The sequence below is a fragment of the Nitrospirota bacterium genome (assembly GCA_016207885.1).
Classification (GTDB): domain Bacteria; phylum Nitrospirota; class Thermodesulfovibrionia; order UBA6902; family UBA6902; genus JACQZG01.
The window spans coordinates 40,775-55,380 of sequence record JACQZE010000025.1 but is presented as its reverse complement, the minus strand read 5'-3'; the positions used below and the strand labels follow the sequence as shown (position 1 = coordinate 55,380).

Sequence of the window (14,606 nt, the reverse complement as noted above, 5' to 3'; positions counted from 1 at the left end):
TCCCCGCTGGAACGATTGGTTGTGAGTACTCACGTATTCATTCTCAGTGCTACCTTAAATTCATCACCGTCATTGGCTCTCGGTCCCAGATTAAATATCCTCAATTCCAATGAGCTTTCCCAGTCGCTCAAACGTGAGTTCTGATGCTGGCGCAACCCAGTGGGCCAATGTGGCTTCCTTCTGCTCCCAAGCAGAAATTATGCCCTTTTGCAATCTGTGAAATGCGATTTTAAGATCACCCTTCTCAACTCCTGCGGCTCTGCTTTTTGCTTCATATTCACCCAATAATCGTCTGTCTATTTCGTTTAATAAAGGGAAACTAAGGCCGATCTGAACAGCAGCTCCGCATGATTCAATGAATATAGAATTGTTATATGACTCAAAGAGCCTAAATAAATTCATTGCCAGACCACTTAGGCACATTGTAGCAGTCTTGTTTTCGATTGGTTTTAGTTCTATTTTGTCAGACAAGGCGACGCCAAAAAGCCAAACGGCTAAAGCATCATTATTGCTGACGCCTTCGGCAACACCCCATTCAAAAAAGACTGCCCTAACTGGCCCAGCAAGACCATGATCCAATTCTCGGAATACTTTAATGCTTAAATCAGGCTGGCCAGCTTCTCTCAACAGCCTTGACAAATGTACTATTAAACGGGAATCGGCTGGGTCTATTTTGCGCAAAGCTTGATCAAGTCTTATTGCGAGGCTGGTATTTCCACGACTTAGAAAATGATCTGATAAAAATTTCCACTTCACAAAGTATGGGAGATAGAGACCTTGGCAATGGATACGATAGGCTGATTCAGCCAGTGTAATAAAGATTTCATCAAAATCAACGTGAAATATTTCATCAAGTAACTCGACGGCGGCTTCTGCTATTGCACGATGACGCGTATAAATACGATCCCCCCCAGTTGATGCGGCTGCCTCATCCCCAAGCGGCCCGGTAATCTTCTTTTTTATATCGTTAAGTTTACAGGAGAGGGTTTCCGCCAAAATCTCCTTTGTCAAAATATAAAGTTGTTCTGAATGCATTGCAGCAATGTAGGCGAAAGCGTCCATAAGGGTTTCATTTTTTAGATGCCTTTCTTTAAGGCGTAATAAAAGACTTTTTACATGTGACTTTAGTTCGTCTCCCATACGAGCCCGCAACATCGCCCCAAGAAAGGCTCCTTCGTCCTGATATTTTTCTTCCTCAGATTTTGAAGCTATATATAGGCGACTAGCCGCCTCCTTATAATCTAGCCCACTTAACTTCCCTAATCCCTTGCTCCCAAGTTGAGCCCATCCTTTGACAATCAATTCTGCATCATCAATAGTAATTCCTCTTAATCTTTTTTCTACAAAAGTAACATAGTCTTTCCATTGCCATTCATGCGCTTCAGCTGCAAGCCAGTCCGAATCTCTACAACATAATAAAAACTGAATATCTTTGCGCTCTGCCCTGTGAAATGACTTTGCGGTTTCAAATAAGTATTTTGCCACTAAATCAGCATCATCAGAAACAATTAGCCAACTATTAGTGTCATGTGGAAGTTGATTTAGAAATCTATTTGGCCATAAAATATCACGCGCAGGGTTTGAGAGCCACAAGATATTCCATCTAGAATCAGAGGTCAATAGATCAGAAATTGTTTGGAAAAAAACGGTTGATTTGCCTTCGCCACCAGCGCCTAGTATTAATGTGACGCGTAATTCGCCATGCTGTCTGGCATCATGTAATTCCGCCACTATATCACTTACTATTTTGCGACGAGGTATCTTAGCTGACAGCGCGTCTCGCCACGAGGGAACGCGCCCATCAAAGAAGCTCAATATATCGTCTTCAGACAAATCGCGTTGTTTTTCGTCTAGAAAGGATTGATCAACAAGGGACCACCCCTGTGGCAAAATTGTTGTATCATCTTCCTCAGAAGTTTTTACAGACTGAGCTTTAGGTTTATGCGGAATATCTTTTAATGGCAGAACCCAATAATCAGTTCCGGGCTTTCTATATTCTTCCGGATAAGCTATACCATCCAAAGCCCACTCCTGATTAGCCTTTGACCATTGGAGCGGCTGGATATTGAGATGAGCTTTTTCCAGATCCAGCTCGCACCAAAGCAAACGATTTATCCACCGTTCACTCTCTCTCGCTTGAAATGCAGCCCCGGACTGAACAGTCAGAAATTTACGGCCCGCTCCAACCTCCTGATTTCCACTGTTTCTATGTAGATGACCATGTATATATATAACGCTTTTTTTCCCAAAAATAGAACGTATGGGCATTTCATCTTCATCATACCAATCTAATGGATGGTGTCCTATAATAAGTTTAAAAGCACAGTCTTCAAGCTTTTTAAGTCCAGTTTGGATTACTGTTTTGCCGGGCGTTAGGTGGTGCCTGTCCTCACCCTCTGACAACCATGCGGTATTTATTCCTAAAATTCCAATCTTGCAACCGTTTTTTTCATGAATATAAGTAAAAAAACCTTCTTCGGAGAATAGCCAATTATCCGGTGAAATTGTCCACGCATGCATATCTGCTTGTGTGTAATTCTCAAACCGAGGAAATAAAACTTTTCTTTCATGTAATCCTTTCTTATCGGGATCGAAAAATTCAGGAATCTCATTAACGATGCCGTATCTCTTAGTCGCTCTGGCTTCGTCGCGATCGACATCGTGATTCCCTGGAACTATAAATATCTTTGTGGTGTCTCCTAAAAGATCGCATAGGGGAAGAATAAAATCGTTGCAAAACAGCTCGTATTCATCCTTTTTCCCTTTATCAGCAATGTCGCCTGTTATAAAGATAAGATCAGGCGTTTGATCAGCCTTTTTTTTACTGTCAATATGTTCAATGATTGAATCAAAAAGCTGTATTTGTCCATATTGATCCTTTCCAGAGTGGAAGTCGGACAGATGAAGCCAGCGTAGACCTTTTGTAGACATACTCACCTCGTTCACTCCAATGTCTTGTTAGCAATCCCTTTATACTCTCGAAGATAAAGCAGAGCCAGAATATAAGGTCTACCTTCAGAGATAAATTTTAATGGATTACTTTTTCTTGGATATGGAACCGCTGCAAGGTCTATCCGATGACTTTGAATTAGTCCGACCGTCAGAAGCAGGAAGCCTACAAGCTGCTGAACCAATTTTATCAGGTATGAACCGTCTTGAAAAATTAAACAACGAACTATCAACACTGTATAAATCATTGTTGTTTGACGATGGAATATTGGGTCTATTGGATTTACGATCCGACATACACGTCCTCCTTTATGTTGGGTGTATAGAATATTATCGGTTATTTTTTTAATAAAATAAACCGTTAAATTATGGCTAAAAATCGTCACACGATATACCCTTTGTTTTCAGTAACATAACAACCTTCTGATAGGTTTCTGATTGGTTGACGAATACAAACCTAACGAACAGATATAATGACAGAATATCTGCATAAATATAGCCAGAGTCTATGTCAAAGATAGGGTTAAAATAGTTTGTACTTATATGATCTAAGCATAAGTAACCAAAAATTGTTCGATCCACTTCTTTCATCTTGAATTTATTTATGAACTTCTTCCCAACTTTATTATTCCATAGGGTCAGAGGAATAATTAAAGTGGATTTGTAGCAATTGAGATAATGTTCAGATGCTGTGCTTGCTTTATCATTAACTCTCCCCGTTCTTATTGCTGCGCATTATATTTTTTATTGCTAACAATTAGTATACTGCCGTCCGTATTTGCTGGAATATGAATATCATAGTTGTATGAATAAGAAAACACAAGCACAAAATATAGTAGTGTAGTTAAACGATTCCGGATCATGCCTACCGGCAGGCAGGCAAGCCAGAATGACGGCAGAGGAAATGATTATTCACCCTCACCCCAGCCCTCTCCCCTCAAGTGAGAGGGTGCAAGAAAAATAACTCATCCCCTTTATCCCCTGTTTAAAGCACCTACTGTTGGTCTTGATAGAGGGGATAATAAGATTTCTCCCTTCAGTCGAAATGACAGAGATAGGAAGATTTACAGCGAAATAGATTAATATAATCCATGAAGGTTGTAGCTTTCTTGGGAAGTCCGAGGGTTAAAGGCAATTCAGAGCTTCTTCTTAATGAGGCGATTCGCGCCATTGAGGCAGAAGGGCATTCTGTTACGGTATTCAGGCCAAGCAGGATGAAGATATCCCCGTGCCTTAACTGCGGAGGATGTAATGAGGCAGGGATATGCGCGGTTGATGACGATATGGAGAAGGTTTACAGGGCGATCCGCGGAGGGGACAGGTTTATCATCGCCTCGCCGGTTTTTTTCTTCGGCCTTACGGCCCAGATCAAGGCATTGATAGACAGGTGCCAGTCTTTCTGGTGCGAGAAGTATCTGCTTAAGAGGCCGATACCTGCAGGTGAGAACGGCAGGAAGGGATTATTGATGCTCGTCGGCGGGATGAAGAAGGAGATCGGTTTTAAATGCTGTGACGCAACGGCGACCGCTTTTTTCAGGACGATCAATGTGCCTGAACATGATGTGCTTTGTTATCCTCAAGTTGACGCTAATGGCGCGATAACGAGCCACCCCACTGCATTGAAGGATGCTTTTGAAGCAGGCAGGAAGCTCGTATCTTAATGGTACAGTTTATATTGAGAGTTTCCCTCTGTATGGAAAGACGTAATATCCCGGGGAAGTCTCATACTGCTTGATCAGCATCTTCTCAAACTCTTCAAGCCTGTTGAATTCAGGCATAAGCTCAAATACCATATCTGCATTGCCGTTCACTATCTTGCCTTTTGCTCGGGCATATCCTTTGTCACCTTCAAGGCTAAGGGATGTGACGGTGATCTGTTTTTTATCCGCTATTATCAAGCCCTGTGCTTTCGTAAATGAATTTATCAGCGGCAGTATATCCAGCGCCCCGCCTTTCATGCTGAGTCCTGTGACTGTGAACTTTGTTTCTGAGGAGTTGTTAGCCAATATCGTCTCTGAAGAGAGGATACCGCTGCAATTAATGCCGAGGCCTTTAAGATATTGGAGTGAACTGAGATCTATACCATCTGCTTTTATAACGCCTTTGTCTGCTTCTTTAAAAATTCCGTTTATATGGCCGCCTCCGATTTTGCCGTTCAGGTCAAGGCCGATATCCCCTTTATACAAATACAATGGATTCATCTGCACCGAAATATCAGAGGCATTTATGATATGGGCGGCTCCTTTATATATGGCGAGATCATCAAGATGGATAGAGAAAAAAAGCCCTTTCTCCAGCCCTGTTATCTTAACACCGGTATTCGCGCCTATTGATCTTGATATTCTTTGTTCTATATTTTCTTTTATAAGGTTATCGGGAACTGAGAAGTACCATATGAGAATGGTGAAGATAATTATAGCTGCTGATGAATATAAAAAAATGAGAGATCTTCTCATGAGGATTATGGCCCGGCCTATTGCGCCTTGGAAAGGAGTGAGACCGTGAGGTTCAGGCTGAAGATATCCTTGTTTGCAAATGTAGTCTGCATATCTATTGATTTGACCTTCATCGGTTCAGTGGCTGAATCGATCTTGTAGAGAAGGTTTACTATTCCATTGAGGTCTATATTCTTGATTTCAAGTTCAGCGTTCTCTTCAACATACTCATCGGCTCTTTTTTTATCTGCGGGTTTAAGTTTCTCAGCTTTCATGCTCAGGCTGGTGAGTATCTCGTCAAGGGTTGCGACTACGCCTTTGGGGCTTGCTGAAGCTATCTTCCTCTCTTTGCTTTCAACCATCTGCTTGATCTCCATAATGCCGGAGCCTAATGAGTTCAGTTCCCCAAGCTGGGTTTTGAGCGTATCTCTCTTTTTGGTAACACTGCTTATATGCGTTGAAATAACAATAAGATAAATAAAAGCCGCTATGATGGCTGCAACAAGTACGACTGATTTTTTATTGGAAAGGATGAGGTTCATATAATCTTTTTTCATGACGCCTTCTCCTTCATAACTATAGTGAAGCTTATCTTGTCGCCTGTAGTTGATGTGGAGTCGGTCACGCTCACATTATTAAATGATGCAGATAGCGAGTTCTTCAGCGCCTCAACATCTTTAAATGCCGGCACGATGCCCTTGATGACAATGTTGTCTCCGTCCGCCCTTATCTCGTCCAATGTGGCAAGGTCGTTTGTGATATCAGTGATCCTGCCCAGCATATCGAGCGGCGCTATGCCGGCGAGCATTGCTTTCTTGTTCTTCAGTATATTGACATTTGAAGTGAACTGCCTGGTGATGTCAACGACCTTTGTGTCTTCAGGGAAAGCGCTTCTGAAAGCCCCTTCCACCTGGCTTAGGAGCATGTTGTGTTCTCTGCACAGGAGTTTATATTTGAGCGTAAGGTTCACTCCGGATATTATTAATAAGAGGAGGATCAGCAGAGCGGATAAATTAGAGATCCTTACAAATCTCTCAATGTCGCCTGTGAATGACAGCTCGCCTCTTCTTATGTTAATGGACGGATGGACAAGTTCTTCTTTTGCCGCATTCGCTCTTATCTCTTCATCCTGTGTCTCCCCCTGAAGGATACGGTCATAATCATTTCCGCTGATCCTCATGTCTAATGATGTAATCACCTTCGGCTCAAGGCCTGCGGCTGTAAATGTCCTGATTATGGCGTCAAGCCTTGTCTTTTCCATGCAGACCGCAAGCACTTTGCTGCCGGTATCAGAGGATGATGTAACGATATGGTCTATACAGTAGCCTGAAGTATCGCCTAAGAGCAGGCCCTCCAGCTCATAAGCGATGGTGTCTGATATCTTCTTTTCATCAGCAAACGGGAATTCAAGTTCACGCAGAGAGAGAAAAGAAGCTGGGAGGCTCAGATATAGATAACTCATGCCGGATGTCTTCAGCGATGCTAAAGCGCTCTGCTCTAACTCACCTTGAACAGGGATGGACCTTGTGTTCTCAAGTATCAGGCTGCTGCCCTTTTTCTGAAAGGTATATAAGTGCAGTTCTTCGCCTGTCCAGTCAGCAAATCCTATCTTCAACTTATCCCTCTCTCCAGTAACGCACTTTCAGTGATGTATCCATTACACTTTCGATTATCCTTGTTATCTCATGAGACCTTGCAATAGAGTATATCCTGAAGTAGCTGCTCTTTACAGTTATTTTACCTACCAGCCCTGATCTGACACTTTCCGGAAGTGACAGATTCTGAGGAAGGCTGCTGCTTTTAAAAGGTTCGGACTCCCTGTAACTGATTATATTATTTGCCATAGGCTCTGTCATCTCAGGATGAAGGCTCATTAATATCGTCAGGCTTGCTGTATTTATATTTATTAAACCATCTCCATAAGCTGTGATGAAAGGGGATAATTTATTAAAAGTTTCCGTATCCATGCCTTTAATATATTTAACTTCATCTACGCTCCATAAAGGCGCGTTCTTTGCTTTATCTTCAGAACCTCCCGGCCTTGGCTCGCTGTCGGCGTCTATCCAGTCGGCTATGGAATCAGCGAGGTTGGTGTTTATATTAAGGTATTGGAGCATCCTTTTCAAGATATCAAGATACTGCGGGTCAGTAATTTTATTTATATTGAATTTTGAATTCTCGTCTTCTGCCTTTAGAACAAGAGAGCTGTCAGCGCCGAAATCTATCGGGACCGGGAGCGCTATCTCCTTTGTGTGGGTATAATCATAACCTCTGACCTCTTTCATGAACTCCGAACTGAACGACTGGCCTGACTTTGCTATGAGCGAAGCCCTCTGAGAATCTACCCAGTTTGCCACAGAAGAAGTGTCGGTATATATCTCATACGCGAATTCCACGACCAGGGCTGTTATCAGCGCAACCAGAAGCAGGACTATCACGAGGGCCGAGCCTTTCTTATTGCGATGGTTTAGACATTCAAAAAATATGTTCGGGTTTCTCTTTTTCATAACTTCATTCCGATCACCGGCCTTGCATACTCACTCAGGCTCACGATCTTCCCGTTGTCATCAAAGGCTATGGTTATCCTAAGCATGTCGGGTAATTTACCGGTCTGCTCAGCATCCCACACCTTGACCCATTTTCTTTGGAATGACGCCTCCACTGTAAAACTCTCTATCCCGTTCATCATTTCGAGCGTATACCCTTTTGACGGCTGAAAGGTCTGGCTCTCCTGTTTCATGAGCTTGAGGCTCCCGTCTTCCGCTTCAATACGGTAGGAGATATTTAACGCGATACCTGTTAATGAGAATGATGTAAGGTTCAGGTCTGACGAATCCTTGCCGAATATGTCCTTGTCTTTAAAAGAGAATTGCGGCCTCGTTCCTGTTTTGGCTTCATCACCGGGATTGCTGGGATCAAAATACGAACTCTCTATCTCGCGCCTCATTATATCAAGGGCTGTCCTTGCCTCATGATATTTCATGGATATGTTGTTGAATCTGTCGAGCGCGCGCTGTATGGAAAAGAATGTAGCGTAGACCGCGCCGAGAACGATAACCAGTATGGCAAGGCTGACGAGCAGCTCGATGATCGTGAAACCATTCTTATCAGGCTGCCGGTATCTTCTCATCTTTGGCCGTCTTTCTTTACCGCAAGCTTTCTGAGCAGGAACTCTTTGCCATAGCCTTTTATAACGGTCTTTAGTTCAACTATCTCATCAAATCCTGAACTGCCTATGGTGCTTTCATAGGAAAAATCGGTTCCCTCTATAACGCCGGTTGACTCCTGTCTTTCGAGTTCCAGTATCCCCAGTTGCTCTTTGGCTTGCAGCAGCATCTGCGTCTTTAATGCGTTATCAGAAGATACCTGAGCATGATAATTTACGGTGTAAAGAGATACTGTGAGCGTCGCTCCGATGATAGCAAGCGCGATCATCACCTCAAGCAGGGTGAAGCCTGTTATATTTTTAAAGAATATAGCCTTCAACTATTTTGCTCTTGCCGTTCAGATTGTTAAAGATGACTGTATACTCTGTATCGCTGCTTATAAGATGGAGCACTATTGGTTCTTCAGGCCCGAGCGGGCCGAACTTAACAGTTACCTCTTTTGTCGTCAGCTCGCCGGCTGAAGGTATTAATACATCCTTGAACTTCACATCCTCTTTTGCCTTGAACACCTTTTTCTCTGAACTGCCTTCAAAGCCCCATGAGCTGTCTTCAGGGTTTATCCTGAAGAGATAAGCCTCTTTTCTTCCCATAGCCTGGTCGTAAACATATCTCATCGTGCTGCTTATATGTTTTGCCTCGGACTTAAGCGCGCTCTCGGGAGACTGAATGAATGAAGGCATTATCAATGCCGTGGCCAATGATATTATGAATATTACGACGATTAATTCGAGTAATGTGAAACCGTAGTTCTCATTCTTCATTTGGAATTTAACTCTTAGTGTTGTTCTTACATCTCCCAGTTGATGATGTCCGCGTCATAACCCTCGCCGCCGGGCTGGCCGTCCGCGCCGTAAGAGATGATGTCATAGTCGTTCTGCAGCCCCGGAGAGATATAAACATATTCAAATCCCCATGGATCCGGTTTCATTCTATTTGATTCCAGATATCCTCCGGGCCTGTAATTATCAGCAGTCCTTCCGATGGCCGGCTGTGTAATGAGCGCCTGGAGCCCCTGTTCAGTGGTGGGGTAAAAATTATTGTCTATCTTGAAGAGCTTTAAGGCTGTCTCAAAATTCCTTATCTGCACCTTTGCCTCAACCACCTTCGCATCATCGGTTCTGCCTATAAGGCGCGGAGCGATGAACATGGCGAGCACGCTCAGGATGACTATAACGACCATCAGCTCGATAAGAGTGAAGCCGGCCCTTGCCGGATTTTTCATTTCAGGCTCTTCTGTTTTTTTGTTTTGCATTTCAGATGCTCCTTCAAATATATATATTTATTTTATCAGTTGGTTAAGCTCGAAGATAGGCAGAAGCACGGCTATTACAATAAATCCGACCACAAGCCCCATGAAAAGTATCAGGCAGGGCTCAAGCAGGGCGATCACGCGCTGCAGCCTCTGATCAAATTCCGCTTCATATGAATCTGCTATCTTTTTTAATACCTCAGAGAGCCGTCCGGTCTGTTCACCCGTGGATATTATCTGCAGAATAGTCGGCGGAAAATCCTTCAGGCTGTTGGAGAGGCTGGCTCCGTGGGATATGGATTCTTCTGCAGCCAGTATATTGTTCTTCAACCTGATATTTCCGATGGCGCGTGATGTGAGCCGCATCGCCTTGAGAATAGGCAGGCCGCCTGAAAGGAGGAATGACATGGTCATTGAGAACCTCATCATGTAAAGGCTCATGAATATGCCTGTCGGGTCTTTCAGGAGCATCGCATCAATAAGCTCTCTTTTGGATTCCTTCGCCTTCTTGTACAAAAATACAAGCCCGCCTGCAAGCATTAATAAGAGCCACCAGAAATTCTGAAAGACTTTGCTTATTAATATCAGTATTCTTGTGATCAACGGAAGAGCGGCCTGGGTGTTCTCAAATATTTTGGTTATCTTCGGCACAACAAAGATAAAGAGGAATGTTACGACTATGATGCCTACCGCTGCCATGAAGAGCGGGTATATCAGCGATGTCTGTACCTTGCTCTTTATCTTGGCGTCCGTTTCAAGGAAATCCGAAAGCTTCAGCAGAACCTCGGGCAGTTTACCGCTGCTCTCTCCGGCTGCGACCATGCCCGTATAAAATTCCGGAAATATATCGCCGTACGCCTGCATCGCCTTGGAGAGCGACGCACCTGCAGTGACCTGTTCTTTAATATCAATGAGAATTCCGCTCCAGACGCCCCTTTGTTCTGTGGCTATCGCCCTGAGGGCGTCTATCAGAGGCACGCCTGCGGAAAGTGATATTGAAAGGCTCCGTGTTATCGAAGGGAGGTTTATGGGAGTGTATCTTCTGAAGAGGCTTTTTTTGCCTGCGATGAAAGATTCAGTTATCTCTCTCGGGAGTATGCCGCCTGCCTTGATCTTGAATGCGGCATCTCTCTGGCCGTCTGCCTCAATGACCCCGGTGATCTCTGAACCCGCTTTATTATAACCACGATATTTGAATACCGGCATTTTATTATTGATGGATCAGGCGAGAAAAGAGATACCTCCCGCTGATTGTCACTCCTCGATATCTTTCTGTGTTACTCTCAAGACCTCTTCGATCGTGGTTATGCCGCGCATGACCTTCTGCACAGCATTGTCCTTGAGCACCTTGAAGCCTGAACTCATGGCGCGGCTCCTGATACTCTGGGCGTCTTTCCTCTCGACAGTCATCTTCCTGACTTCAGGTGTGATCTCGAGCAGTTCATATATGCCTGTCCTGCCGAGGTAGCCCTTGCCAAGGCACTTGTCACAGCCTTTTCCACGATAAAGGGAGATAGGAGGCGGCTCTACATTCAGATAAGCGATCTCCTGCGCAGTCGGAACATATGCTTCTTTGCAGTGCGGGCATATAACCCTTACAAGCCTTTGCGCAAGTACGCACACAAGAGAGGATGCTACAAGAAACGGCTCTATCCCCATGTCGATAAGCCTCGTCAGCGCGCTTGGAGCGTCGTTTGTATGAAGCGTGCTCAGTACAAGGTGTCCTGTAAGCGAGGCATGGACAGCTATCTCAGCGGTCTCAAGGTCTCTTATCTCTCCGACCATCATGATGTCAGGATCCTGCCTGAGGATAGCGCGCAGCCCGGATGCGAATGTGAGGCCGATCTTTGGATTAACATGCATCTGGCCTATGCCGGTCAGCTGGTATTCAACCGGGTCTTCGACAGTAATGATATTTCTCTCCTCAGTATTCAGCTTAAGAAGCGACCCGTACAGAGTCGTGGTCTTGCCAGAGCCGGTGGGGCCGGTGACCAGTATTATCCCATTCTGCCTTGCGAGGGCATCTTTAAATGAGTTCAGCAACGAGTCGGCCAGTCCCAGCGCCTCAAGGCTCATAACCCCTGCCTGCCTGTCAAGCAGCCTGAGAACAGCCCTCTCACCAAGCGCCGTCGGGATTATTGAGACCCTTATATCTATATCCTTGCCGCCGACCAGCAGCTTTATCCTTCCGTCCTGAGGAAGCCGCTTCTCCGCGATATCAAGATTGGCGATGATCTTTACTCTTGATATGAGCGCTTCCTGGACTATCTTGGGAGGAGAGAGTATCCTTCTCAGTATGCCATCCACCCTAAGCCGCACCTCAACACCTTTTTCGTACGGCTCGATATGAATGTCACTTGCGCGCTCTTTAACAGCCTCTAATAAAAGCGCGTTGATAAGGCGGGTGATGGGCGCTTCTTCGGTCAGCTCAAGAAGGTCTTTTGGCGATTCAAATTCGGTTGCTATCATTGACAGGTCTTCGCCTTTGATATCTCCCATTACTTTATCAACCGTGCTTGTCCTGCTGTATATCCTGTTTATCGCGTTAAGGATCATCTCTTTGCTCGCCATGACAGGATGCGGTTTCAGGCCGAGGTTTCTTGAAAGGTCTCTGAGAGCGGACAGGCCGCGGTTGTCTGATACTGCAGCCAGAAGTTCTCCGTCCTGGCGTTTAAGAGGCAGGACGAGATTGCCTTTTACGAAATGCAGCGGAAGGTCCTGAAGCAGCGAGAACTCTATCTCTTCATCTTCTATCTTGTCTATTAATTCCAACCTGTCATCTCCTACTGCCCGAATGTTTTGAGGGTCTTTTCTTTTTCATCAAAGGACGATTGCGGAAAAGACGGGGCTGCAGCATCGTTCCGGATATTAACCTTGTAATTTGGCTCAGCGTAGACAACCTCAGGATATGACGAAAATTCATTAATGGCTTCTTCTACAGTCTGTCCGGGCCGGAGTTTTATATGATAAATGTTCAGGCCTTTCATAATGTTTATAACAGAGGCTCCCTGCTTTGATATGATCTCTTCAGCCGCCTCTTTTGAGACATCATCCTGAAACCTGACAAGAAGTTCGTCCTTGATATATTGTTTTTCCTCCATGGAGAATGCCTTGTGTTTTATGCTGGTGAGGTCTGAAAGCTGTGACGCTTCCTTGATAACGTGCGGGGTCAGGAATAATAAAAGATTTGTCTTGGTCTTGGTCACGCCTTTATGTTTAAAGAGCCAGCCTAACAACGGGATGTCTCCGAATAAAGGGAGCTTTGAAATGCTCTCTTCTTCTTTTTCCTGCATCAGCCCGCTGATGACAACCGTATTTTCATCCTTAACAATAATCGTTGTCTTTGTCGAGCGTTTTGTCGTGGTCGGGCCTACGGTTGTAAGTATATTCTCAGAAGCGTCTTTTACAGATGATATCTCCTGATAGACATTGAGTTTGACAAAGTCCCCCTCTGTTATCTGGGGGGTTATCTTCAGCCTGATACCTACGTCCTGCCTTTCGATGTTGGTGCTGTATGTGCTTGCGACGGTATCGGCATTCCCTTCTCTTTTTGAGATGAACGGGACGTTTTCACCGACGATGATCTCAGCCTCTTCATTGTCTGCTGTCAGTATCTGCGGCGTTGAGAGAATATTGATAGCGTCCTTGAAGTCGCTGAGGCTGAAGAGAGCTGCATAACCGGGTACGGAAATCATCTCGCCTGACACTGGATCAGTTATATTAAAAAAATTACCCATTCCTCCTACCGTGAATCCTGACAGCCCGTTGATTATGGCATCAACGGTAGTCAGGCTTACATTTCCGACTCCACCGATAAGTCTGGGTTCGTCGTCATGCGTGACAGCCGCTCTCCACTTTGAGCCTACAGCTTTGACTTTGTCTATGGATGCCTCTATGATCATCGCTTCTACAAAGACCTGCTTCCTCTTCTTGTCCAGGGCCTTTATGATCTCGCTTATGTTTTTGTACTCTGAAGGAGCGGCGACAATGACAAGCGAGTTGGTTGCCTTGTCGGGTGTTATGCTTATTCTTGATACGTTATCTGTCTGGGCCTTGGGATCCGGTGTTGTCTGGCTTGCGGCACGCGTGCTCCTGATTATCCCTTCAAGCACTTTTGCAAGTTCTGTGGCATCCGCATGTTCGACAAAATAGATATTTATCCTTGACGGCTCGTCAAATGTCGGTGGCTGGTCAATTCTTTCAAGCACTTTGACCACCTTTTCGATATTCAGGGCTGAATCAACGATCATCAGCAGGTTGCGAGGGCCGAAGACCGCAAGGTGCCCGTTCTTTGAGACGATGGGCCGAAGGAATTTCAGCGCTTCTTCAGCATTAATATTTTCGATGGCCAGTATCCTGGTAATATACCTCTCATCGACCGGCATATGATCGCCTGAAGATATCTCGCCGGACTGCGTTGCCTGTATGGACGGGACGATCGTGTATGTTTTTGTGCCTGCCGGTATTATCGTGAAGCCCTTCATGTTCAGTACAGATGTGAAAAGCGTGAAGGACTCCTCTATGGTCAGCTCTGTCGGCGCGATTATGGTTATCTTGCCTCTGATGGTTTCGTCAAAAATAAAGTTGTCGCCGGTTATCTTGCTGATGAATTTGATGATGGTCGGGATATCGACATCAACAAAATTGAAGGCTATCTTTGAGCCGTACCGCCCGGGCGCCTTTACCACTTCCGGGTCATCCGCAAAAGAAGTGTATGAAAATAATATGAGTAGAACAGTAAAGAATGCTGAGATGAGGAATGAATTATTTCTCTTTTTCATTAAGCTTCTCCTGGCTGCATGATTG

The 14,606-nt window shown here is 44.8% G+C and carries 13 protein-coding genes; 1 reads left to right on the top strand and 12 read right to left on the bottom strand.

Going from position 1 to position 14,606, the window contains the following annotated elements; all coding sequences use genetic code 11:
• Positions 1–90: 90 nt before the first annotated feature.
• Positions 91–2,931, bottom strand: a complete 2,841-nt coding sequence (locus tag HY807_10880) for a metallophosphoesterase (GenBank protein MBI4826904.1) — start codon at positions 2,929–2,931, stop codon at positions 91–93.
• Between the two features lie 1,127 nt (positions 2,932–4,058).
• On the opposite strand from HY807_10880, the gene HY807_10875 reads away from it, so the two are divergent.
• On the top strand, positions 4,059–4,610 hold the full coding sequence (locus HY807_10875; GenBank protein MBI4826903.1) for a flavodoxin family protein: 552 nt from the start codon (positions 4,059–4,061) through the stop codon (positions 4,608–4,610).
• Positions 4,611–4,619: 9 nt separating this feature from the next.
• Here the strand turns inward: HY807_10875 and gspN are convergent, their stop codons facing one another.
• Genes gspN through HY807_10820 form a run of 11 tightly spaced genes read right to left on the bottom strand, consistent with a single transcriptional unit; the run spans position 4,620 to position 14,581 of the window.
• Positions 4,620–5,405, bottom strand: a complete 786-nt coding sequence (gspN, locus tag HY807_10870) for a type II secretion system protein GspN (protein MBI4826902.1) — start codon at positions 5,403–5,405, stop codon at positions 4,620–4,622.
• Positions 5,406–5,422: 17 nt separating this feature from the next.
• Positions 5,423–5,941 (bottom strand): hypothetical protein, encoded by a 519-nt coding sequence (locus HY807_10865; protein ID MBI4826901.1) that lies wholly within the window; start codon positions 5,939–5,941, stop codon positions 5,423–5,425.
• Positions 5,938–6,999, bottom strand: a complete 1,062-nt coding sequence (locus HY807_10860; GenBank protein MBI4826900.1) for a hypothetical protein — start codon at positions 6,997–6,999, stop codon at positions 5,938–5,940. Before HY807_10860 ends, HY807_10865 begins: the two co-directional genes overlap by 4 nt.
• Before the next feature lies 1 nt (position 7,000).
• Positions 7,001–7,891 carry a type II secretion system minor pseudopilin GspK gene (gene gspK / locus HY807_10855; protein MBI4826899.1) on the bottom strand — a complete coding sequence of 297 codons (891 nt, stop codon included), beginning with the start codon at positions 7,889–7,891 and terminating at the stop codon, positions 7,001–7,003.
• Positions 7,888–8,514: a prepilin-type N-terminal cleavage/methylation domain-containing protein gene (locus tag HY807_10850; GenBank protein ID MBI4826898.1), complete on the bottom strand. Its 627-nt coding sequence runs from the start codon at positions 8,512–8,514 to the stop codon at positions 7,888–7,890. The genes gspK and HY807_10850 overlap by 4 nt, the downstream gene beginning before the upstream one ends.
• Positions 8,511–8,870: a prepilin-type N-terminal cleavage/methylation domain-containing protein gene (locus HY807_10845; protein ID MBI4826897.1), complete on the bottom strand. Its 360-nt coding sequence runs from the start codon at positions 8,868–8,870 to the stop codon at positions 8,511–8,513. The genes HY807_10850 and HY807_10845 overlap by 4 nt, the downstream gene beginning before the upstream one ends.
• Positions 8,851–9,312: a type II secretion system protein gene (locus tag HY807_10840; GenBank protein MBI4826896.1), complete on the bottom strand. Its 462-nt coding sequence runs from the start codon at positions 9,310–9,312 to the stop codon at positions 8,851–8,853. The genes HY807_10845 and HY807_10840 overlap by 20 nt, the downstream gene beginning before the upstream one ends.
• Before the next feature lie 26 nt (positions 9,313–9,338).
• Positions 9,339–9,773, bottom strand: a complete 435-nt coding sequence (gene gspG, locus HY807_10835; protein MBI4826895.1) for a type II secretion system major pseudopilin GspG — start codon at positions 9,771–9,773, stop codon at positions 9,339–9,341.
• Between the two features lie 57 nt (positions 9,774–9,830).
• Positions 9,831–11,006, bottom strand: coding sequence for a type II secretion system F family protein (locus tag HY807_10830; protein ID MBI4826894.1), 1,176 nt, complete (start codon positions 11,004–11,006; stop codon positions 9,831–9,833).
• A 48-nt stretch (positions 11,007–11,054) separates the two neighbouring features.
• Positions 11,055–12,596 (bottom strand): type II secretion system ATPase GspE, encoded by a 1,542-nt coding sequence (gene gspE / locus HY807_10825; GenBank protein MBI4826893.1) that lies wholly within the window; start codon positions 12,594–12,596, stop codon positions 11,055–11,057.
• The gene (locus HY807_10820; protein MBI4826892.1) at positions 12,584–14,581 is read right to left on the bottom strand and encodes a hypothetical protein; all 1,998 of its coding nucleotides are present in this window, start codon (positions 14,579–14,581) and stop codon (positions 12,584–12,586) included. Before HY807_10820 ends, gspE begins: the two co-directional genes overlap by 13 nt.
• Positions 14,582–14,606 lie beyond the last annotated feature (25 nt).

Coding starts and splice junctions, on each gene's coding strand:
- HY807_10840 (MBI4826896.1), bottom strand. CDS start 9,312: ATGAAGAATGAGAACTACGGTTTCACATTACTCGAATTAATCGTCGTA.
- HY807_10880 (MBI4826904.1), bottom strand. CDS start 2,931: ATGTCTACAAAAGGTCTACGCTGGCTTCATCTGTCCGACTTCCACTCT.
- gspG (MBI4826895.1), bottom strand. CDS start 9,773: ATGAAAAATCCGGCAAGGGCCGGCTTCACTCTTATCGAGCTGATGGTC.
- gspN (MBI4826902.1), bottom strand. CDS start 5,405: ATGAGAAGATCTCTCATTTTTTTATATTCATCAGCAGCTATAATTATC.
- HY807_10865 (MBI4826901.1), bottom strand. CDS start 5,941: ATGAAAAAAGATTATATGAACCTCATCCTTTCCAATAAAAAATCAGTC.
- HY807_10850 (MBI4826898.1), bottom strand. CDS start 8,514: ATGAGAAGATACCGGCAGCCTGATAAGAATGGTTTCACGATCATCGAG.
- HY807_10830 (MBI4826894.1), bottom strand. CDS start 11,006: ATGCCGGTATTCAAATATCGTGGTTATAATAAAGCGGGTTCAGAGATC.
- gspK (MBI4826899.1), bottom strand. CDS start 7,891: ATGAAAAAGAGAAACCCGAACATATTTTTTGAATGTCTAAACCATCGC.
- HY807_10820 (MBI4826892.1), bottom strand. CDS start 14,581: ATGAAAAAGAGAAATAATTCATTCCTCATCTCAGCATTCTTTACTGTT.